The sequence below is a fragment of the Polaromonas sp. AER18D-145 genome (assembly GCF_002379095.1).
Taxonomy (GTDB): Bacteria; Pseudomonadota; Gammaproteobacteria; order Burkholderiales; family Burkholderiaceae_C; genus Polaromonas.
Genome location: NZ_NBZV01000002.1, coordinates 93,249 through 114,657 on the forward strand (window position 1 = coordinate 93,249; position 21,409 = coordinate 114,657).

Here is a 21,409-nt window from a genome sequence, read left to right on the forward strand (position 1 = left end):
CCTGAAGGCACGGCGGCGTGGCTGGCACCAATGTAGCCACCGGCCTGCCGCGTGTATGTAGGACGAAACGACCAGATGGAAGAATCAGGACCATCAGGCCCGTTCGACCGGTGCCATTGGTGGAGACGACGGCAGCATCGCCGCCAGAAAACCCGGCAGCGGCCGGCCCTGCGACTGCAGGTAGGCCGCCATCGCGCCGGCCACCTGGCGCACGGCCGGCCGCCGTGAAAGCCGCTCGCGCCAGGCCAGCAGGCGCGGCGTGCGTCCATCCATCGCGGCACCCATGCGTTCGCCGAACAACTGCGCCATGTAAAACGCAATATCTGCAAAGGAATACGCGCCGGCCAGGTAGTCGCGGCCGGCCAGCAGGCTGTCCATCTTCAGGTAAAAAAGTGCGGACGTCTCACGCGCGGCAACAGCCACCGGGTCCTGCAGCTGATCCTGCAGGCTCATCAGCCGGACAACGGGCGGGAAATAGACCTCGTCCGACTGGTGCTCGAACAGGCGCGCCCGGGCTTTTGCCGCAGCCCCTGCCGGCCACAGTGCGGGTTCGGGCTGCAGCTCTTCGAAGTATTCAAAAATCTGGGTCGAGTCGAACAACTCCAGCGCCCCATGGACCAGCACCGGCACCTGCTGCCTGGGGTTGATGCGCACCACCTCGGGATGTTTGGGCTGGTACAGGCGCTGCATGTCAAAGGGCACCATGACCAGTTCGAAGTCCAGCCCTTTTTCCAGGGCGGCGATCTGCACCTTGGCTCCGAACATGCTCAGGGGCCCGGAGTACAGACGTATCGGCGCAGAAAAATGTTCCATCAGAGTTTCTCCGTCTCTCCGGTGCGCGGTTGCCACTTCATGAGCTTGCGTTCAATGCGGCCGACGATTCCGTCGAGCACCAGCGCAAACGCCGTCAGCACCACGATCCCGGCAAACACGGTGTTGACGTCGAAGGTGCCTTCGGCCTGCAGGATCAGGTAACCGACGCCGCGCGCCGACCCCAGGTACTCGCCCACCACGGCACCGACAAAGGCCAGGCCAACCGAGGTGTGCAGGCTGGAAAACACCCAGCTGGTGGCGCTGGGCAGGTAAACGGTGCGCAGCAGTTGCCGCTGGTTCGCGCCCAGCATCCTCGCATTGGCCAGCACCACCGGGCTGACCTCCTTGACGCCCTGGTAGACATTGAAAAACACAATGAAGAACACCAGCGTGACCGCCAGCGCCACCTTGCTCCAGATGCCCAGGCCGAACCACATCGCAAAAATCGGCGCGAGGATCACGCGCGGCATCGAGTTGGCAGCCTTGATGTAGGGATCCATGATCGCACTGGCCATGGGCGCCAGTGCCAGCCACAGGCCGCAGGCCAGGCCCAGCACGGTGCCGATGCCGAAGGCCAGCACGGTCTCGAGAAGCGTCGTGCCCAGGTGCAGGTAAATATCGGCGTTGCCCGGCAGGCCGTCGGGGAACAGCAGGCTGGGGCCGAAGCCAAAAGGCATAAACCAGGACCAGACCCGGCCCGCCACCTTGACGGGTTCGCCCAGGAAAAAGGCCAACTGCTGGTCACGTGAGGCAAGCTGCCACAGGCCCAGGAACACAACCAGCATGCCGATTTGCCAAACACGCAGGTTTTTGTGAGAGGGTTTGAGAACGGACCACATGCAGTTCAGACCTTGCGGAGCTGCTGAGCGTAGCCCTTGAGCACCTCGTCGCGCAGCACGTCCCAGATCTGCGTGTGCAGCTCGATGAAACGCGGCTGGGTGCGCACCTCGGCGACGTTGCGCGGGCGCGGCAGGTCAATCACGAACTCGCCCATGGGAACCGTGGCCGGGCCGGCCGACAGCACCACCACGCGGTCGCTCATGGCAATGGCTTCATCGAGGTCGTGGGTGATGAACAGCACCGCCTTCTTTTTGGCCGCCCACAAGTCCAGCACCTCGTTTTCCATGAGCTGGCGGGTCTGGATGTCGAGCGCCGAAAAAGGCTCGTCCATCAGGATGATGTCGGGATCCAGCGCCAGCACCTGCGCCAGCGCGGTGCGCTTGCGCATGCCGCCCGAGAGCTGGTGCGGATAACGGTCGCCGAAGCCGCTCAGGCCGACCCGCTCCAGCCAGGCCTGTGCCTGCGCACGCGCCTCGGCATCGGGCACGCCGCGGTATTGCAGGCCGACCATGACGTTGTCGATCGCGCTGCGCCAGGGCATCAGCGCCTCGGTCTGGAACATGTAGCCGGCGCGGGTGTTGATGCCCGCCAGGGGCTGGCCGAAAACCTTCACCGTGCCGGAGGTGGGCGGCAGCAGGCCCGCACCGATGTTGAGCAAGGTGGACTTGCCGCAGCCGGTCGGGCCGACCACGGAGACGAACTCGCCGGCGCGTATGCACAGCGTGGTTTCGCCGACAGCGGTGTATCCCGGCCCCGCGTCACCCGGTGAGCGAAAGGTGCAACTGATGTCAAGCAGCTCAAGCGCGTAATTGCTGGCGTGATTTTCGGCTGGGTCCGTCATGGAGGCATTGTCGCCGCGAACCGGGCTGCTTAGACAGAGGCGAACGACAAGTGAAGTGGCTGTGGGAGTTCCATATCAGCCGGGGCCGCGGAACCGGCTTCGCCGGGCCGCAGGCGCAGCGGCCCCCTCGGGGGCAGCGCATTACATGAAATAAAAAGCGTGGAGGCCTACTGGTTATGCCTTGAATTTGTCCTTGGCGCGCCGGGCAAACTCATTGGTGTAGGTCTTGTCCAGAACAATCCTGTCGGCCTTGATGCTGGGGTCAAAACTGGCCAGGGCCCTGAGCGCCGTCCTGGCACCTTCTTCAGGAATGATGCCGTCCAGCGCGATCGCGTCACGCACCTTGTTGAAGGACGCCAGATACAGCCCGCGGTCACCGAGCAGGTAGTTGTCGGGCACGGTCTTGATGATGTCGCCGGGCCCGGCCGTTTGCAGCCACTTCAGGCCATGCACGATGGCATTGGCCAGCGCCTGGCAGGTGTTGGGATTTTTCTGGATGAAGTCCAGGGGCGCGTACAGGCAGGCCGCTGGCATGGGACCGCCAAACACGTCAATCGTGCCTTTGAGTGTGCGCGTGTCCGAGATGATTTTTACCTCGCCTTTTTGCTCCAGCATGGTCATCACCGGGTCGGTATTGCTCATGGCGTCGATCTGGCCAGAACGCAGGGCCGCCAGCGCACCGGCCGCGGTGCCGACACCGATGAAACTCACATCGCTGGCCTTGAGCCCGACGCGCGACAGCACCAGGTTGGCCATCATGTTGGTGGACGAGCCCGGTGCGGACACACCTATTTTTTTACCCCTGAGGTCGGCCACCGACTTGTAGTTGGGCATGTTTTTGGTGGACACGCCAAAGGCAATCTGCGGCGCCCGGCCCTGCAGCACAAAGGCCTGGAACATCTGGTTCTTCGACTGCAGGTTGATGGTGTGCTCGTAGGCACCCGACACCACATCGGCCGAGCCGCCCACCACGGCCTGCAGCGCCCGTGCACCGCCGGCAAAGTCGCTGATCTCCACATCCAGGCCTTCAGCCTTGAAGTAGCCCAGCTGCTCGCTGATGGTCAGCGGCAGGTAATAAAACGCAGCCTTGCCGCCAACAGCCAGCGCGATTTTTGTTTTCTCCAGCTTGCCTTGCGCGCGCAGGACCGGAAAGGCCAGGGAGGCGGCACCGAGTGCGGCCGCACTGGCGAAAGTCCTGCGGTTGACGGTGAGATGGTTCATGGGGCGTGTTCTCTCTCTGATTTTTTTGGCTTCGGAAAGAGCTTAGCCAGCGCGCAAAAAAACCGCATCGGTATCATCCCGTGCGGGTTTGTACGGAACGGTTTCTGGTTACCAGACGTTACCGATAGCCCAGAAAAAGAATGCCGATGTTGACCAGCAGCGCGAGGAACCAGATCACGCTGCGGCTTTTGGCCATGTCGGCCACGTACATCATGACGTAGGCGATGCGCAGCACGACAAATACGAACGCAAACACGTCGAGCCGCACCTGCGACGCCTGCAGCTGGTGCGCAATGATCACGGCGGCAAAGAAGAAAGGCAAGGCTTCGAACGTGTTGGCTTGTGCATGGTTGGCACGCGCGCGCCAGTCGGTCTGGCGCGCCAGCCAGGCACGCGGGTTGTGGTTGTCGAAGCCGCCCCTGTTCACCGGGGTCGTCATCGTGCCCCACTTGGCCAGCGCCGCGCAGGCGATCGGCAACAAGGCGGCGGCCAGCAGGCACCAGTAGGCCACGGTGAAACGTGCGTAAGTCATGGTGAAGTGCCTTTCTGGCTTGCAGTCATGGAGGGGTGGGCGCAGTCAGCTATAAAAACAGTAGCGATTGAAAGGGGGCGCAGCCGCGCTAGCGGCGATCCACCAGCGCATGGGCAATCGTGCCGAGGTCCACGTACTCGAGCTCGCTGCCCACCGGCACCCCCCGCGCCAGGCGGGTGACCTGCACGCCGCGGCTTTTGAGCGCCTGCGCAATCACATGCGCGGTGGCCTCGCCCTCGGCGGTGAAGTTGGTGGCCAGGATGACTTCCTGCACCTCGCGTTCCGCGGCAGCGGGAGGATCACCCTGCGCGTCTCTGGGCAACACGCGATCGAACAGCTTTTGCAGGCCGATGTCGTGCGGGCCGATGCCGTCGAGCGGGCTGAGCTTGCCCATCAGCACAAAGTACAGGCCGCGGTAGGCCAGCGTGCGCTCCAGCGCCGCCTGGTCGGCCGGGGTTTCCACCACACACAGCTTGCCGCGGTCGCGCGCCGGGTTGGCGCAGGTGCTGCAGATGTCGAGCTCTGTCAGCGTGTTGCACAGCGCGCAGTGTTTGACGCTTTGCACCGCATGTTCGAGCGCCCGTGCAATCTGAAGGGCACCGGGCTTGTCATGCTGCAGCAGATGAAACGCCATGCGCGCGGCCGACTTCGCGCCCACACCCGGCAGGCGCCGAAGCGCCTGGGTCAGGCCCTCGAGGGCGTTGGAATCAGCCATGTATTGTGAGCCCCCACGTTCGCTCACTGCGTGTAGCTCTCTGCCCCCCGAGGGGGCGCTGCGCCTGCGGGCCGGCAGAGCCGGACCCGCGGCCCCTGCTTGTGAATGCGAAGACCAAAGCTAGAAGGGCAGTTTCATCCCACCAGGGAGACCGGGCATCCCAGCTGTGAGCTTGCCCATTTTTTCCTGGCTCAGGTCTTCGGCCTTGCGCACGGCGGCGTTGAAGGCAGCCGCCACCAGGTCTTCGAGCATGTCCTTGTCGTCGGTCAGCAGGCTGGGGTCGATCTCGACACGCTTGACGTCGTGCTTGCAGGTCATGGTGACCTTGACCATGCCGTTGCCGGACTCCGCCGTGACTTCAATGAACGCCAGCTCGTCCTGGGCCTTTTTCAGGTTGTCCTGCATGGCCTGCGCCTGCTTCATCAGGCCGGCGAGTTGTCCTTTGTTGAACATGTCTTTTTTCCTTTAAAACTTGGTAGCAATCATATCGGCTTGCCCGCCACCGGGGCGAGCGGTTTGATGCTGCCCGGCACAATTCTGGCACCCCAGTCGCGCATCATGTCCTGCACAAACGGGTCGTTGTGAATGGTTTCCTCGGCCAGGCGTTGCCGCTCCTGCGCGGCGGCGGCATTGCGCCGGGCCGGCGAGTCGCCGACCGGGCCGAGTTCGACCACGAGGGTCGGCGCCTGGCCGCTGTCGGGCAGCGCGGCCTGCAGGGCCAGCTGGAGTTTTTCACGCGCGGCGGCCTGGTTCAGCGACTCGCGCTCCACGCGCAGGGTCCAGACCCCGTCGGCCTGCGTGCGCAGCTCGGACTGCAGCGCCAGTTCGCGCGCCAGCGCACCTATCGTTTCGGCAGCCACCATGCGGTTGACCAGCGCCGTCCAGACGTCGCCGAGCGGGCTGTTCGTGACCAGGGCTGCGGCAGGGGGCAACACAGGGGCTGCAGTTGGCGCAGGCGATGGGGCCGGTGCCGGCGCCGCAGGCAAGGCCGAAGCCGGAATGGGCAAGGCGTCTTCCCATGGCAAGGGCTCCCTCGATGCTACAAAATCAGGAGCGGGTGGCGCCCGCTGCACAAGGGCAGAAGGCCGATTTTCCTCCAGGTTTTGGCGAGCCGGCGGTGCGGCCACCGGGGGGCGAACCGGCGCCGGGGGCGCGACAGACGCCGCGACGGGACGGGCGGCCACGGCGGTGGCCGGCACACTCTCAGGCTGCGGCTTTTTTGGGGGCTCGACGGCGCCCCCCTGTGCGGCGGCCGCCGTCGTCTTCGTCGTCGCACCCGGGGGTTTGAAGGCCAGCAGACGCAGCAGCACCATGGTCAGCGCCGCGTAGTCGTCGGGTGCCAGCCCCAGCTCGGCGCGGCCATGCAGGCACAGGCTGTACAGCAGCTGCGTCTCGTCGGCCGGCATGGTTTGCGCCAGGCGCGCCGTGGCGGCGACCTCGGGGTCGGCATCGTCGTCCCCCGCATCCATGCCGGGCACCGCCTGCAGCACCGCCATGCGCTGCAGCACGGTGGCCATTTCCTCGAGCGTGGAGGCGGCGCTCAGGCCGTTCAGGCGCAGCACTTCGGAGGTCTCGACCACACTTTTGCCGTCGCCGCGCGCCAGCGCATCGAGCAGCTGGAACACATAGCTGCGGTCCACGCTGCCCAGCATCTGGCGCACGCTGGCTTCCTGCAGCTGGCCCGAGCCGAAGGCAATCGCCTGATCGGTCAGCGACAGCGCGTCGCGCATGGAGCCGCGTGCGGCGCGTGCCAGCAGGCGCAGGGCCTGCGGTTCCGACTCGATGTTTTCGGCCCGCAGCACCTGCACCAGGTGCTCCAGAATGGTTTCCGGCGCCATCGGCCGCAGGTTGAACTGCAGGCAGCGCGACAGCACCGTGGCCGGCACTTTCTGCGGGTCCGTCGTGGCCAGCACGAACTTGAGGTACTCGGGCGGCTCTTCCAGCGTCTTGAGCATGGCGTTGAAGGCCGTGTTCGTCAGCATGTGCACCTCGTCGATCATGAAGACCTTGAAGCGCCCCACCACCGGCTTGTAGACCGCCTGTTCGAGCAACTGGGCAATCTCGTCAACCCCGCGGTTGGAGGCCGCGTCGAGCTCGGTGTAATCGACAAAACGGCCGCTGTCGATGTCGGTGCAGGCCTGGCAGACGCCACACGGCGTGGCGGTGATGCCGCCCTGCCCGTCCACACCCAGGCAATTGAGCGATTTGGCGAGGATGCGCGAGATCGTGGTCTTGCCCACGCCGCGCGTGCCGGTGAACAGGTAGGCATGGTGCAGCCGCTGCGTGACCAGTGCGTTGCTGAGCGCCTGCACCACATGCGACTGCCCGACCATTTCAGAAAAATTCCGGGGGCGGTATTTGCGAGCAAGGACGAGGTAGGACATTCCCTGATTCTACGGTTGCGCCAGAGCCCCTCAGCGCTGGTAATCGGCCGAACCCGGCGCAAAACTGATGCGCCGCGTCTCCACCAGGCGCCCGGCGCTGCCGGGGGCCGTCAATATCCGGCCTTCCACCAGTTCATAACCCAGCAAGGCAAAGACCCGGTTGCGCAGAAAAATCGGGCGGGCATTGCCATACCAGTCGGTGCAGGAGGCGCGGCAGCCGTCGTCCCTGCCGACACCCGGCCGCGACGCGAGGCTGCCGATGCCGGACAGCTTCAGGCTGCTGTTGCGCAGGTACAGCATGCCGGCGGGCTCGTCCCACAGCTGGCGGTAGCCGCCCTGCCCCGCACCGCGCACCGGCAGGCCCACCACCCCGGAGGTGGCGTCATCGGGCTTGTAGAAAAACCCGTGGCTGCGCGTCTCGCCCTGCGCGGCATGCGCCTGCACATAACGCCCGGCCACGCGGGCCCGGGGTGCCAGCTGCACGCTGGAAAAATGCAGATCCTGCCCGTCCGTGCCCACCGCAATCGCGTCGGCGCCCAGCGCCTCGATGCGGTCCACGCCGTGCGGCAGCGTCAGTGTTTCGGTTCTGGCGCGGTCGGCCACATGCACCACCTGCAACTGGCCCAGCGTGCCCGGCGCGGGCCGGCGCCAGCCACTGCCCGCACCGTACAGCAGGCGCTGGCCGACAAAACGGTTCTGCAGGCTGCCGTCCCCGGCGGCCGGCAAACGTGTGTAGGCCTGCTCGCCGGCACGGGTCTGGCCATCGCCAAAATCACGCACCGGCACACGCAGCAGGGACAGGTTGCCGCCGCTGCCTTCGCCGCGCCACATGCCGTCTCCGTTGCCGTTGGCGCGCAGCAGCACGTTCAGGTAACCGTCGTCGCCCTCCAGAAACGACATCTGGTCGATCGGGCTGCCCTGCGTTTTGAGCATGCTGGGCGCCGCGCCGTCGAGCGGCAGGCGAAACACCGCCGAATGCGATGCGACACGCCCGCTGGCGGCGTCGCGCTGGTTGCGCGTGGTCCACACATACACCGCCCGGCTCGAGACATAAAACACCCGACCGGCCGGTCCCAGCACGGCGCTGGACCGGCAATCCAGTTCAGGCCGGGCCAGGTCGCAGCGCACGATGGTGTGCAGGGTGATGCCTTCCTGCGGGTTCAGCGGCTCGTCCGTGCGGTAAATACGTGTCGCGTCGGCTATGCGTTTGAAGTCAGCGGGTGTCGCGCCCGGCTGCCAGTGCCGCGTAGCGGGCAGGCGTGCCACCGGATCGGCATGCCAGACGTTCAGAGGGATGGGGGTGTACAGGATGAGCTCGCTGCCAATCAGGCGGCTGGCGTAGTTGCGCGAGGAGTAATAGTCGCTGGAGCGCAGATGCCAGGTGGCGCGGTAGCTGAGCTTGCCCGCGTCATCGATGTTGAACAGGCCAAGCTCCGTCCCGCCGCGCGCATAGCTGTAGCCGATCACGGCCACCGTGTTGCCGGACACCATCATCTCGTCATACCAGGCGCCCGACGGATTCACATCCGGCGCGTAGGCGTTGATGGACGACACCGGCAGCAGCTGGTAGCGCTCCACGTCGACCGTGAACAATCGCCCCCTGCGCAGGATGACCAGGTGTTTGCCATGCACCTTGACAATACCGCCCTCATCCACGCCGGCCGTCTGGTTGTTGGTGATGGACTCGCTGGCGGCGGCCGCGGCAGGCGCCGGTGCGGGCGCGGCCATGGCGGTCGGGGCGGGAGGGTTCGGCCGGGAGGCCCAGGTCTTGCCCGGGTTCTCGGCCTCCCATTTTTTCCGGACTTCTTCCTGGCGCAGCCGGCGTTCCTCTTCCTGCCTGCGGCGTTCTTCCTCGCGGCGCCGGCGCTCCGCCACAAAGGGTTCGAACCAGGCCTGCAACGCAGCCTCGTCGGCAAAGGCTGTGAGGTTTTTGGCCGGGGTGAAGGCCTCACCCTGCGCCTGCGCAACAAGCCCAGCACCACACATCGCCACACCCGCGAGGGCCTTCAGCAACCAGGACATGTATTTTTCCTTGAAAGGCCAGACTATTTTTAAGCTATTCGATGATATTCGGGCCGGAGGCGCCGCGCCTCGCATAAAATAGTGAGTGACGGGCCTTCCCGCATGGTGAAGCGGCCAACCGGGTCAGATGGGGAACCAAGCAGCCCTAACTGCGGAGCCAGTGCCGGGGTCGAGGCTCGTCACCTTATTCAACTCAACGTGGCCTGAGAGCCTGGATCAGGACTTGCGCGATAGCCGCCATGGAATCCAGCCTGGACCGACTCGCATCAATGCCATGACATCACCCGACCACCCGACCGTGTCTGCCCTGGTGGTAGAAGATGACGAGCACATCGCCCAGTTGCTCAAATTCATCCTTGAGCGAGAGCGCTTCGTGGTGCATCTGGCGCGCGATGGGCGGGAGGCCAAGGCGTTCATCGAGCAGAACCCGCCGCCAGCCATTGTCCTGCTGGATGTCATGCTGCCCTTCTTCGACGGCTTTGCACTGGTCACCATCCTGCGTGCCCAACCCGCCTGGAAGATTGTCCCGGTCATCATGCTGACGGCCAAGACTCAGGAGAAGGATATCGTCCGGGCACTCGACGCAGGTGCCAGCGACTATATTGTCAAGCCGTTCCAGCCCGCTGAACTTCTCGCCCGCATCAAGCGCTTCTCCTCGCGCAGGGCATGACCCGTTGATGAGAAATACAACCCTCCGAATTTCCAGCGTTGTTCTGGCCCACGTCCTGGCCAGCCCGGTATGGGCGGATGCAGCGGCCCCTGGCAGCCCCACCATGCAGGTTGAGCTGGGTGCGGAAACCAGCAGCCTGAGCAACGGCAGCCCGGACTGGCGCGAGACATCGCTGCGCCTGACCAGCCAGCCCGAAAAACGCAGCGTCAGATCCCTCGGCCTCAGGCAGACCAGCCGCTTTGGGCTGGACGACCACGAAATCAGTGGCCAGCTGACCACGCCTTTGTCGGACCGGCTGACGGCCACCGTGGGAGGCAGTCTCAGCCCGACGCATCGGGTGCTGCCCAGGCAGGGCCTGGAAGGTGCGCTGCAATACGAGTTTGCACCCGCCTGGCTGATGCATGGCGGGCTGAGCAACCGGCGTTATGACACCACCCATGTGGATCAGGCCACCCTGATGCTGGAGCACTATTTTTCCTCTTTCAGCGCCTCTTTCGCCTGGAAGCCCGTGCGGGCGTCTGGCGTCAGCTCCAGCAGCACCGAGTTGCGGACCTCCTACTATTACGGCGACGCCAGCTTCACTGGTTTGATCTTCAGCAAGGGGAAAGAGGCCACTACCCTGGCACCCGGCCTGGTGGTGCTGGCCGACGTCAGGTCAACGGCCTGGTGGGGCCGCCATTGGCTGACCCGGCAATGGGCCGTGAACTATGCCCTGACCCACACCCGACAAGGGACTTTCTACAACAGAAACAGCGTGCGCATTGGTGCTGAATACGCTTTCTGACCCTTACCTGAAGTTTGCCTTCGGAGTCGGTATTTCCGCCATCGGACTGACGGCGCTGCTGGTCCTGGTGATCGTGAGCCTGCGACTGAGCCTGCGCAGAAGCGCGCAACGTGAAACTGCATTCATTGCCGTCTGGCGCCCTGTCCTGCTGGAGGTGGTCAGCGACGGTACCCCGCACATTCCTGCCGCGCTGCACAAACGTGACCTTCTGTATTTCCTGAAATTGTGGAACTACCTGCAGGAATCCCTGAGGGGACCGGCTGGCGACCGGCTCAATGCACTGGCGCGTCAACTCCACTGCGATGAAGCCGTGCGTACCCTGCTCAGGAAAGGCGATCGGGCGGAGCGCCTGCTGGCCCTGTTGACGCTGGGCCATCTTCGCGAGGCCTCCGCATGGGATGAGCTCGCCCAGCAGGCCACAGGCGCGGACAGCCTCGCGTCCATCCACGCGGCGGGGGCGCTGATCAAGATTGACCCCTTGCGAGGTACCGAACTTCTCCTGCCCCTGATCCTCAGGCGGCGTGATTGGGATGTCGCGCAAATCGCCAATTTCCTGGGTGAGGCCAACCAGGCATTCTGGCTCCATCTTTCCAAGAATATCCTCACCATTGACACACAGCACTGGGCGCGAGCGCTTCAACTGGCCGATGCGCTGCACCTGCAACTGCCCCTGCCGTCCATGCAGTACATCCTGACCCATGCCCCCTCGATAGACACGCTGGTCGCTGCGCTGCACATGGCCTCGGGTCCGACACTGCTGCCGGCTGCGCGTGGTTTCCTGCACCACCCCGACTGGAGGGTGCGGGTCGAGTCAGCCCGGTTTCTTGGCCAGTTCGGCGACGCCGAAGACCTGGTCCCCCTGCAATCACTGCTGCAGGATACGCAGTGGTGGGTGCGCTACCGTGCAGCGCAGGCTCTGGCCGACATGCCTTTTTATGGCACCCAAAAACTCAACCAGCTGCGCAGCCAGGCCACGGAGGCGCCGGTGAGAGACATGCTCGACCACGTGCTGGCCGAGCATGGCGCCGGCGCAGAGCCCGGGGCGGTGTGACACCATGACCGAATTGATCACCTGGCTCATCCTTGGCTACTTCATCCTGCTCAACGGGAGTTACCTGGCACTCAATCTCCTGTCGGTCTTTGCGCTCCATCGCAACAACCAGGAAAAGTTGTTGGACGCACTGCCCCAGGTATTCACCGGTCTGGAGCCGGGCATCAGCCTTCTTGTGCCCGCCTACAACGAAGAGGCGACCATCACCGCCTCGGTTCGTTCCATGTTCCAGCTCAGCTATTCCGATTTCGAGGTCGTTGTCATCAACGACGGCTCCCGGGACAACACCCTAGAGGTGCTCAAGCGGGAGTTTTCGCTTCTCCCCTTCCCCGAGGCGCCGCGCGACGGTCTGGCCACCAAGCCGGTGCGCGGCATCTACCGTTCGATGACCTACCCCAACCTGCGCGTGATTGACAAGGAAAACGGCGGCAAGGCGGACTCGCTGAACGCCGGCATCAACGCCGCGCACCACCCCCTGTTCTGCGGTGTCGATGCCGACTCCATCCTGTCACGGGACAGCCTGCAGCGCGTTGCCAAGCCCTTTTTGATGCACCCTGACACGGTGGCCACCGGAGGAACGGTCCGGGTGGCCAATGGTTGCGAAGTGATCGACGGATTCCTGACCAAGGTCGGCTTGCCCACCAACATCTGGGCCCTTTTTCAGGTGGTGGAGTATCTGCGGGCTTTTCTGTTCGGCCGACTGGGCTGGTCCAGGCTCAACGCGATGCTGATCATCTCGGGGGCTTTTGGGCTTTTCAGGACCGATGTCGTGATTGCCGTTGGCGGCTACCGCGCGAACACCATTGGGGAAGACATGGAACTGGTGGTCCGCATGCACCGCATGCTGCGTCAGCAGGGAAAGCCCTACCGGATCGAGTTCGTGCCCGAACCGGTGTGCTGGACCGAGGCCCCCGAAGACCGGAAAACATTGAAGAACCAGCGGGTACGCTGGCAACGCGGCCTGTCCGAAAGCCTGACCAGCAATTGGGGGCTGATGTTCAGCCGCAACGGCGGAACGCCCGGCTGGCTGGCTTTTCCCTTCATGATCCTGTTTGAATGGCTGGGCCCGCTGGTCGAGCTGGGGGGCTACCTCTTCATGCTCTACGCCTACGCCTTTGGGCTGGTCTCCTGGCAGGCGTTTTCCGTGTTCCTGTTCATGGCCATCGGGCTGGGCATCCTGCTGTCGGTGTCCGGACTGTTGCTGGAAGAAATTTCGTTTCGCATGTACCCGAAATTCCGCCAGCTCGCCGTGCTTGCGCTGGTGGTGGTCCTTGAGAATTTCGGTTACCGCCAGCTCAACTCGTGGTGGCGGCTGCTGGGGTTGTACCGTTGGGCGGCACAACGCGAAGCAAAATGGGGCGAGATGAAACGCAAGGGCCTGGGCCAGCCACAAACACCGCTATAACCTGCACGCACCAGGGCCTGCGGCGCGAAAACCATACCGGGCAGCGCCTCGTTTGGCGGAAAAAATTCACACAAATCAGACGCCTAGCCAAATTCCTACAAACGGATGCGGTGCCTGCCTGCCGTTTTGGGCTTTCTCCATCGCAGACTTTTCCCTAGAATTTTCTGCATGGAAACATTTGAAAAACCAACCCACGAGGAACTGGCCCGCTACCTGAAAGCACTGGGCCGGCTGATCAAGGCGGAGTCACAACGGCTGGAGGCCATCTACGAGTTGTCGAAGGTGGGGCCGGACGACTTCCTGCGGCTGCATGTCGAGTCGGAACGGCTGAACGCCTGGAGCAACTACTTCGAGCGGCGCGAGGGCGTGATCTAGGCGATCAGCCCTCCAGAACCTCTTCAATCGCCGCCGTGGTCTGCAGCGCATGTTCGGCAATCTGCGCCGACACCAGCGCCAAGGAAGCCAGCGCGTAAGTGCCGCTGATGATGCCCTTGTAGGCCACTTCGGCAGCGATGGCGTCCTGCCCCAGCCCTTCGGTGGCGGCCACGATGCAGGCCTCGATGCCGTCCAGCCCGGCGTCACTGTAGAGGTCCTCGCCTTCGTAGCTGACGCGGTATTCGTACTGGTCCTGTTCCATCAGGTCAATGTGGAAACGCACGATCATGGCAACACCTCTTCAAAAATAAACACTGGATACGCTATCAAATCAATAGCTGTCTTCGTCCGCATGGTAAGGGCTATAACCCGAAATGGCTTAAAACGCCCTGCCCGGCCACGCGGCCGCTGGCAAAACAGGCGCTCAGCAGGTAGCCGCCGGTAGGCGCTTCCCAGTCGAGCATTTCACCGGCGCAAAACACCGGCTGCGCCACGCCCTGCAGCGTCTGCAGGTGCAGCTGGCCATCCATGGCGTCAAAGCGCACGCCGCCGGCGCTGCTGATCGCTTCGTCGATGGGCCGGGCCGCCACCAGCCTGACCGGCAGGGCCTTGATCGCATGGGCCAGTTGCACCGGGTCGCTGATGGCGTCCTTGCCCAGCAGCTCGTACAACATCGCGGCCTTGATGCCGTCGAGATTCAGCCGGCTTTTGAGGTGGCTGGACAGCGAACGCGAGCCGCGCGGATGCCGCACTTCGACCAGCACCTGCTCGGGCGACTTGTCGGGCAGCAGGTCCAGCAGGAAAGTCGCGCTGCCCTTCAGTGCAATTTCATCGCGCAGCAGAGGGGAGGCGGCGTAGATCAGGCTGCCTTCGACGCCAGTGGCGGTGGCCACGAATTCGCCCTTGCGGTGGAAGCTGCGGCCGTGCGAATCGGTCAAATGGATGGCGACCGACTTGAAGGGCTGGCCGGCAAAACGGCTGGAGAAATGTTCGGTCCAGCCGGCCTGGCGCGCCGGGCTCTGGCCGATCAGCTCCTTGAAGAACTCACGCCGGGTTTCGCCGGCATCCGCCACGGCCTCGGCCAGCTGCGCCGGGCTGTCGGGCCGCGCGGCCACGTCAAAGCCGCAGTTCGAGGGCTGCAGCGGCACCACCGCCACGCCGCGGGCGGCCAGCAGCGGCACCCAGGCGCCGTCCGAACCGAGCCGCGCCCAGCTGCCGCCGCCCAGGGCCAGCACCACGGCGTCGGCCTGCACCTGCACCGGGCCGCCGGGTGTTGAAAACGTCAGCGAACCGTCGTCGGTCCAGCCCAGCCAGCGGTGCCGCATGGAAAACTTCACGCCCGCGGCGCGCAGGCGCTGCAGCCAGGCGCGCAGCAGCGGCGCGGCCTTCATGTCCTGGGGAAACACGCGGCCCGAGCTGCCGACAAAGGTCTCCACCCCCAGGGCCTGGGCCCAGGCGCGCAGCTCGGCAGGCCCGAAGGCGGCCAGCAGCGGCTGCAGCTGGGCGCTGCGCTCGCCGTAACGGCTGAGAAAAGGTTCGGCGGCTTCGGAATGGGTGAGGTTCAGCCCGCCCTTGCCGGCCAGCAGAAACTTGCGGCCCACCGAAGGCATGGCGTCGTACACCTGCACGGACAGGGCCGCGCCGGCACCGGCCAGCACCTCGGCGGCCATGAGGCCGGCGGGGCCGCCGCCGATGATGGCCACACGCCGTGGCTGGGCAGGAGAAGTTGAATCGTTCAAGGAAATGTCCGTCTGCACGTGATGGCAATGTGAAAAGGCACAGGAAGCAGGGCCTCCCGGCGCGGCCGGTTTGCTTTGTTTTTTATAGCTGGCAGCGCCCGTCCCTCAAGGGCTGCAATGCAAAAAGACCTGAAACCCGGCAAAGGTGCCGGCGCCAGGCCGATTCGCTGATGCCCTGATTATTGCAGTTCGCCGGAAAGCGCCACCAGGCGGCCTTGGGCCGTCAGAAAAGCTGCCTTGACCGTCTGCCCGCCATACATCGCCTGCACCGCCGCGCGGTAGGTCTGCATCTGGGCCAGCAGCGCCGGCTGCTCCTGCGGCGCGCTGGGGGACTTGTAGTCAAGCACCCACCAGTGGCCGGCATGACCGGCATCCCTGCGCTGCACCAGCCGGTCCAGCCTCAGGGTCTGGCCCTGGTACACCAGCTCGACCTCGTTGCCCTGCCAGGCCACCACCGCGGCATCCCAGGCCCAGGCGCCCTCGCCCTGCAGAATGCGCTGCGCCATGTCGGCCGCGTCCCGCCCCTGCGCCGCGTCCAGGCGGAACTCGCGCTGCACCGCGCGCACACGCGCCGGCGAGACACCGCCCCACTCCAGCAGGCGGTGCATGGCCTTGCCGATGCGGGCCACCAGCGCATCTTCGTCTGCTACCGTTTCAATAGCTGTCGGCGCAGTCAGGACGGGGGCTTGCGGCAATTCCGGCAATAAAAAACGGGTGTCGTCCCCGGACCGGGCCGGATCCAGGACAGGGGCCGGCAGCGGCGCGGGCAGCTCGCCCACGTGCGCGGCCAGCCGCTGCCACCAGCTGGCCGGCGCCTCGCGGTGCGGCGTGATCGATGACAGCACCAGCGTGCCGCGGGCGCGGGTCAGCGCCACGTACAGCGCGTTGAGCTCCTCGCGCTGGCGCGCCTCCTGCTCGGCGGCCAGGGCATCGACGGCGCAGGCGGGCGGACGGCTTTCGCTGACCAGAAAAACAAACTTCTGCGGCGCGGCGGCAGCGCCCGGCCAGTCCACCAGCACGCCCATGCTGTCGGCGTTGCGCTCCACGGTGTCGGTGTCCAGCAGCAGCACGGCGTCGGCTTCCAGGCCCTTGGCGCCGTGGATGGTCAGCAGGCGCACCGCGGCACTGTCCACCGTCGCGGGCGCCTGCAGGCCGCCGGCCTTGAGCGCGCGCACGAAGGCGTAAGGCGTGGCATAACGGCCGCCGTCGAGCTGCAGGGCGACCGTCAGCAGCGCGCGCAAATTGGCCAGCACGCCGGCGCGTTGCGCGGCGGGCGCGGCGGCGGCAAAACGCGCCAGCACGTCGCCGTGGTGGTAAATCGCCTGCAGCGCGTCGTGCGGCGGCAGGCTGCCCAGCCACCCCTGGTATTGCAGCAAAACCGGCACCAGCGCCTTGATGGCGGGCGGCAGCTGGTCCGATTTTTGTAGCACCTCGAACCACGGCAGGCGCAGCGCCTGGCGCTCCAGCGCGATCTGCACCAGCGCGTCGTCACCGAGGCCGAACAGCGGCGAACGCAAGGCGCGGGCCAGCGACAGGTCGTGCTCGGGCGAGACCAGCACATCGAGCAGCGCCACGATGTCGAGCACCTCGCAGCAGTCGATCAGCGCGGTTTTCTCGCCGACCAGCGCCGGAATGTGCAACGCCCGCAGCTCGTCCTGCAGCGGCAGCAGGCCGGCGCGTTTGCGCGAGAGCACCATGATGTCGGCGGGCTGCAGGCCTTGCGCCACTTGCTGCGATATCCAGGCTGCGGCCTGGCGCGCTTCCAGCGTGCGCAAGGTTTCCTCAGGGATCTCGCGCGGCGTGGTCAGGCTGTCGCGCCAGCCGTCCAGCGCGCCGCTGTCCGTCTCTGCGTCCCTGCGCGGGATGGCCGGCAGGCGGCCGACCGCACCTTCTTCGCCGGAGCCGGTTGTGTGTTCGCGAAAGCCGTCGTAGCCGTCGTTCTCGCGCGCCGCGCTCATCACGGCGTTGACGGTGCGTATCACCCCCTGGGCGTTGCGCCGCGTGTGGTCGCAGCTGAGCAGCTCGCCGTCCAGGCCCTGGCGAACAAACTGCTGCGCGGCCTTGAACACCTGCGGCTCGGCGCGCCGGAAGCGGTAAATGCTCTGCTTGGGGTCGCCCACAATGAACACGCTGGGCGCATTGCCGGCGCCGCCGTAGGCACTGAGCCAGGACCACAGCGCCTGCCACTGCAAGGGGTTGGTGTCCTGGAACTCGTCGATCAGCAGATGCCGGATGCGCGCATCCAGCCGCTCCTGCACCCAGCCCGAGAGCAGCTCGTCGCCGAGCAGCACCAGCGCGACACGTTCGATGTCGTTCATGTCGACCCAGCCGCGCTCGCGCTTGAGGGCGGTGAACTCGGCGATCAGCAGGCGTGCGAGCCGCGCCATGCGCTGCTGGTAGGCCCAAGCCTCATGCTGCTGGCGTGCAGCCAGCACGCGCGCCACCAGGTCCTGCGCGGTGCGCACCTGGTCGATGCCGATGATTTTTTCGCCGAACTTGCGCGGCGTGCCTTTCTCGGTCAGCAAGGCGCCGAACACGGCCTGCAGGTTGCCGGTGCCCAGCGCCTGTTCCAGCTCCACGCCCTTGGCGACAAAGGTCGGTGCACTTGCCCGCGCCAGCGCCACGGCGGCGTCGGCCAAGGTCTGGCGGTGCAGGCGGTTGCTCGTGAGCAGCTCTTCCGGTTCGGCCAGTCCCTCAAACCCGGCAAACTGCACGGTGAAATGCTGCACCGACGCATCGACCACGCCGCTGGCATCGGCCAGTGCAAACTCGGTGCGTTTGTCGAGGGCGGCCTGCAGGGCCTTGTCGGTCTGGAAGCGCCCGTGCGCGAGCACCACCGCCTCGAAGTCCGCCTTCAGCTCCGGCAGTTTCAGCAGCGCCGCGTAAAACCGCCGCCAGACCAGCGCCCGGGCCGGTGCATCGTCTTCAAGCAACTCGTAGTTCAGCGGCAGGCCCTGCTGCTGCAACACCGCCAGCGGTGCGCTGCGCAGCAAGGCGGCAAACCAGCTGTGGAAGGTGCGTATCTGCACCGCACGGCCGGTGGCCAGAATGCGCTGGTACAAATTTGATAGCTGCTCACGTCCGTCTGGCGGTGGCTGCGGGCCTTTTTCGTAGTCAAACCCGCGCATCGCCAGCTCGCGCATCAGGGTTGCGTCGTCGGCATGGGCAAACTGCGTCAGCCATTCGTAAAGCCGTTCGCGCATCTCGCCGGCCGCCCGTTTGGTGAAGGTTATCGCCAGGATCTCGTGCGGCTGCGCGCCCGCCAACAGCGCCCGCACAATGCGCGACACCAGCATCCAGGTCTTGCCGGCACCGGCGCAGGCCTCCACCGCCACATTGCGCCGCGGATCGCAGGCGATTGCGTAAAAGGCTTCGGCGGAAACCGGCTGGCCGTTGTGTTCGTAAGCGGCGTTCATGACCAGAAGTCTTTCCGGCACAGGCCGCGTGCAGCGCAATAGTCGCAGGCCTTGCCTTCGCCGAGTGCCGGCAGCGGTGTGCCGCGTGCCACACGCGCCATGTCGGTCAGGATGCTGCCCAGCAACTCGTCGCGCAGCGCCACGATGTCGGGCTGGGCGTAGGTTTTGGTGGCTTCCTTTTCGCCGAGGTTCACGTAGGCGGCGGCCAGCGTGTCGTCTTCCAGCAGCCCGGCGTAAAACGCCAGCTGGGTGTCTTCCTGCGGCTGCTTCAGGCGCTCGGCGGTGGTGGTGCGGTTTTCCGTCTTGTAGTCCATCACCAGCGAGCTGCCATCGGCGAGTTTGTCGATGCGGTCTATCTTGCCGATCAGCGTCAGGCTTCCGAGCGGCACCTCTTTCGCCACTTCGGCCGCCTCGAACACCGCGCCCTCGGCCTCGTGGCCGGCCAGCCAGTCCAGATAGCCTTCGCGCACGCGCGGCCAGCTCGCGGCAAAGGGCAGAAATTCGCTGTCGCTCAGGGCCAGTTCCCGGGCCGCCTGCGTGGCGGCCGCGTCCATCAGGGCCCGGCGTGCCGGCAGCTCCGGCGTCGGCGCCTGTTGCAGCGCTTCATGAAAAATCTTCAGCAGCGTGTGCAGCCAGTTGCCTAAGTCGCGCTTGCCGAGTTCGGTGTCGAGCTCGTCGGCCTCCTGCAGCCGGAGCTGGCGCAGGGCAAAAAAGCGGTAGGGGCAACGCCGCAAGTCCTCATACGCGCTGGCCGACAGGCGCTGCACCGGCAGGGCTTCACCGGTCGGCATCGGGTGCGGGGTGGGCTGGGCCGCCAGCAGCCGCGGCTCGCGCGGATCGGGCGCCAGGACCGGCGAAAACTGAAGCAGCAGCTCCTGCACAAAACCGCTGGGCATCAGCCGCTCGCCGCCTTCGCTTTCGCGCCAGAGCACGTCCAGGTGCGGGAAACACAGGGCGTGTTGCCAGGCCGCGCGCTGGTCGGCCGCCAGGGTCTCGCGCGAGGGCAACCCCAGCAATTCGCGCTGGGCCGGCGTCCACAGGCCGGCAGGTTCGGGCGAGACCGGCAGGTGCAGCTCGTCACAGCCCGGCAGCACCACCGCCTGCGGCGTGCGGCCCAGCAGCTGGCTCAGCGGCAGCAGGATGACCTGCGCCTCGGGCGGGTGCACCGGCGTGAAACTCGCCGCCTCCAGCGCCTGGTTGACCCAGCTGCTGAAATCGGCGAGGCCCATACGTCCGTCGGCATCGGCAAACTCCAGCTCCGCACCCTCGTGCAGACGCAAGGCATCGAGCACGGCCTGCCCGGCCACGTCACGCACCAGGCCGTCCCATTGCCCGCTGGTCTGCAGGGCGCCGCGCAAATCGCGCAGCCAGATGGCCAGCGGCCGCGAGCGCTGCAGCGCATCACGCAGCGCCTGCAGCCGGGCCGCGATGGCGCTGCTGGCGAGCAGCGTATCGCCCACCGCACGCCACTCGCGCACGCCAGCCTGGCGCAACTCCTTCTCGGACGCGGCCACGGTCGCCGCGTCAAAAGCCGGGGCATTTTTCAGCCAGTCCAGCACCGCGTCGGTGCTCGCATTCCAGCCCAGAGCGCGCAGCAGGCCCATCAGCGTGGCGGCGGCGCGTGTGGTGGAGAGTTTCCAGCCGGTTTCGTCGCGCAGTGCCACGCCGCGCTCGCCCAGCATGGCGCGGATGCGGCGTGTCAGCTCGCGGTCCTGGGCAATCAGCGCGACCGGGCTGCGGCCCTGGGCCAGATGCGCCAGCACACAGGCGGCAGCGCGCCCGGCCTCGTCTTCCGTGTCCTGCGCTGCATGCAGCGCCGGTAGCAAAGGCTCCCCGGGCAGGTTGAGGTTCAGCGTCACGGCACGCTCACCGAAGTGGGCCTGGAAGGTTGCAGTCAGCGCTTCGGTCTGGAAACCCTCGACCAGCACCAGCAGGTCCACATCGGCGCGCTCCAGAAACAGCGCGTCCGACGGGTAGGCGGACGAGACCACCCAGGCCAATGCAATCTGGCCCAGTGCCGACTCGAGCTGCAACACCGGCGACTCCAGCCCGGCGCCCAGCAGGGCACCCATGCGCGCGCCCCAGGCCAGCCGCTGCGCCGGCGGCACGGCGGCGGCCAGCCGGGCCAGCGAACCGGCTGCCTCGACCAGGCGCGGGGCCAGCAGGTCCTGCTGCGCGGCCAGGCCGGTGCGCGCCAGCAGCGAGGCGGCCGTCAGCACGTCACAGGCGGCATCGAGCCGGATGTCCCCGGCGCCCGGCTCCCAGCCGCCCAGGCTGGCAGCCCAGTTCATGGTGGTTTCAAAACGCGGCACAAAATGCGTGTCGCCTGCGGCGGCGGCCCACGCGGTTTTCGCCTGCTGCATCAGCTGTGCATAGGGCAGCAGCACCAACGCCCGCGCGGGATGCACGTCCCGCTCGCGCAACAGCGCCGCCACCCGGGCTGTCGCCTGCTGCCAGCAAAACTCGCCGGGGCCGGCCGCCGGGGCGTCGGCATGGACTATCACGCTCATAGGGAACACCTGACTGGACGTCCGACGGGGGGACTTGGTTTCTGCCACAATGCCTGCAACTTGAGTCCCTGACATAAAAATTTCTGAACCC

At 65.9% G+C, this 21,409-nt stretch carries 18 protein-coding genes and 1 other RNA gene; 6 read left to right on the top strand and 13 right to left on the bottom strand.

Annotated elements, in window-relative coordinates; genetic code table 11:
- Positions 1-93 precede the first annotated feature (93 nt).
- From B7G52_RS01965 to B7G52_RS02005, 9 genes are all read right to left on the bottom strand, one after another.
- Positions 94-813, bottom strand: a complete 720-nt coding sequence (locus B7G52_RS01965) for a glutathione S-transferase family protein (protein ID WP_096695829.1) — start codon at positions 811-813, stop codon at positions 94-96.
- Positions 813-1,652 (bottom strand): ABC transporter permease, encoded by an 840-nt coding sequence (locus B7G52_RS01970; RefSeq protein ID WP_096695831.1) that lies wholly within the window; start codon positions 1,650-1,652, stop codon positions 813-815. Before B7G52_RS01970 ends, B7G52_RS01965 begins: the two co-directional genes overlap by 1 nt.
- Positions 1,653-1,657: 5 nt before the next feature.
- Positions 1,658-2,494 (bottom strand): ABC transporter ATP-binding protein, encoded by an 837-nt coding sequence (locus tag B7G52_RS01975; protein ID WP_096695833.1) that lies wholly within the window; start codon positions 2,492-2,494, stop codon positions 1,658-1,660.
- Positions 2,495-2,668: 174 nt separating this feature from the next.
- Positions 2,669-3,715 (bottom strand): ABC transporter substrate-binding protein, encoded by a 1,047-nt coding sequence (locus B7G52_RS01980; protein WP_096695834.1) that lies wholly within the window; start codon positions 3,713-3,715, stop codon positions 2,669-2,671.
- 118 nt (positions 3,716-3,833) lie between these two features.
- The gene (locus tag B7G52_RS01985) at positions 3,834-4,247 is read right to left on the bottom strand and encodes an MAPEG family protein (protein WP_096695836.1); all 414 of its coding nucleotides are present in this window, start codon (positions 4,245-4,247) and stop codon (positions 3,834-3,836) included.
- A gap of 88 nt (positions 4,248-4,335) precedes the next feature.
- Complete coding sequence (recR, locus tag B7G52_RS01990) at positions 4,336-4,962, bottom strand: recombination mediator RecR (RefSeq protein ID WP_096695838.1); 627 nt, start codon at positions 4,960-4,962, stop codon at positions 4,336-4,338.
- Between the two features lie 120 nt (positions 4,963-5,082).
- Positions 5,083-5,415, bottom strand: a complete 333-nt coding sequence (locus tag B7G52_RS01995) for a YbaB/EbfC family nucleoid-associated protein (RefSeq protein WP_096662652.1) — start codon at positions 5,413-5,415, stop codon at positions 5,083-5,085.
- Between the two features lie 29 nt (positions 5,416-5,444).
- Positions 5,445-7,346 (bottom strand): DNA polymerase III subunit gamma/tau, encoded by a 1,902-nt coding sequence (dnaX, locus tag B7G52_RS02000; RefSeq protein WP_096695840.1) that lies wholly within the window; start codon positions 7,344-7,346, stop codon positions 5,445-5,447.
- Between the two features lie 30 nt (positions 7,347-7,376).
- Positions 7,377-9,368, bottom strand: a complete 1,992-nt coding sequence (locus B7G52_RS02005) for a beta-propeller domain-containing protein (protein WP_096695842.1) — start codon at positions 9,366-9,368, stop codon at positions 7,377-7,379.
- Positions 9,369-9,455: 87 nt separating this feature from the next.
- On the opposite strand from B7G52_RS02005, the gene ffs reads away from it, so the two are divergent.
- From ffs to B7G52_RS02035, 6 genes are all read left to right on the top strand, one after another.
- Positions 9,456-9,552: signal recognition particle sRNA small type (gene ffs / locus B7G52_RS02010), an RNA gene on the top strand.
- Between the two features lie 90 nt (positions 9,553-9,642).
- Positions 9,643-10,038, top strand: a complete 396-nt coding sequence (locus B7G52_RS02015) for a response regulator transcription factor (protein ID WP_096695843.1) — start codon at positions 9,643-9,645, stop codon at positions 10,036-10,038.
- A 7-nt stretch (positions 10,039-10,045) separates the two neighbouring features.
- Positions 10,046-10,822, top strand: a complete 777-nt coding sequence (locus B7G52_RS02020) for a YaiO family outer membrane beta-barrel protein (protein ID WP_096695844.1) — start codon at positions 10,046-10,048, stop codon at positions 10,820-10,822.
- Entirely contained in the window at positions 10,803-11,873 is a 1,071-nt protein-coding gene (locus B7G52_RS02025; RefSeq protein WP_141397370.1) for a HEAT repeat domain-containing protein, read from the top strand. Before B7G52_RS02020 ends, B7G52_RS02025 begins: the two co-directional genes overlap by 20 nt.
- 4 nt (positions 11,874-11,877) lie before the next feature.
- Complete coding sequence (locus B7G52_RS02030) at positions 11,878-13,278, top strand: glycosyltransferase family 2 protein (RefSeq protein WP_096696059.1); 1,401 nt, start codon at positions 11,878-11,880, stop codon at positions 13,276-13,278.
- A gap of 168 nt (positions 13,279-13,446) precedes the next feature.
- Positions 13,447-13,653, top strand: coding sequence for a hypothetical protein (locus B7G52_RS02035; protein ID WP_096695848.1), 207 nt, complete (start codon positions 13,447-13,449; stop codon positions 13,651-13,653).
- 4 nt (positions 13,654-13,657) lie between these two features.
- Here the strand turns inward: B7G52_RS02035 and B7G52_RS02040 are convergent, their stop codons facing one another.
- The 4 genes from B7G52_RS02040 to B7G52_RS02055 form a co-directional block, all read right to left on the bottom strand.
- A complete protein-coding gene (locus tag B7G52_RS02040; RefSeq protein ID WP_096695850.1) occupies positions 13,658-13,942 on the bottom strand; it encodes a hypothetical protein in 285 nt (94 codons plus the stop codon).
- A gap of 73 nt (positions 13,943-14,015) precedes the next feature.
- Positions 14,016-15,323: a TIGR03862 family flavoprotein gene (locus B7G52_RS02045; RefSeq protein WP_240523294.1), complete on the bottom strand. Its 1,308-nt coding sequence runs from the start codon at positions 15,321-15,323 to the stop codon at positions 14,016-14,018.
- A 248-nt stretch (positions 15,324-15,571) separates the two neighbouring features.
- Positions 15,572-18,808: an exodeoxyribonuclease V subunit beta gene (locus B7G52_RS02050; RefSeq protein ID WP_096695854.1), complete on the bottom strand. Its 3,237-nt coding sequence runs from the start codon at positions 18,806-18,808 to the stop codon at positions 15,572-15,574.
- Positions 18,805-21,318 (bottom strand): PD-(D/E)XK nuclease family protein, encoded by a 2,514-nt coding sequence (locus tag B7G52_RS02055; protein WP_096695856.1) that lies wholly within the window; start codon positions 21,316-21,318, stop codon positions 18,805-18,807. The genes B7G52_RS02050 and B7G52_RS02055 overlap by 4 nt, the downstream gene beginning before the upstream one ends.
- Positions 21,319-21,409: the final 91 nt, after the last annotated feature.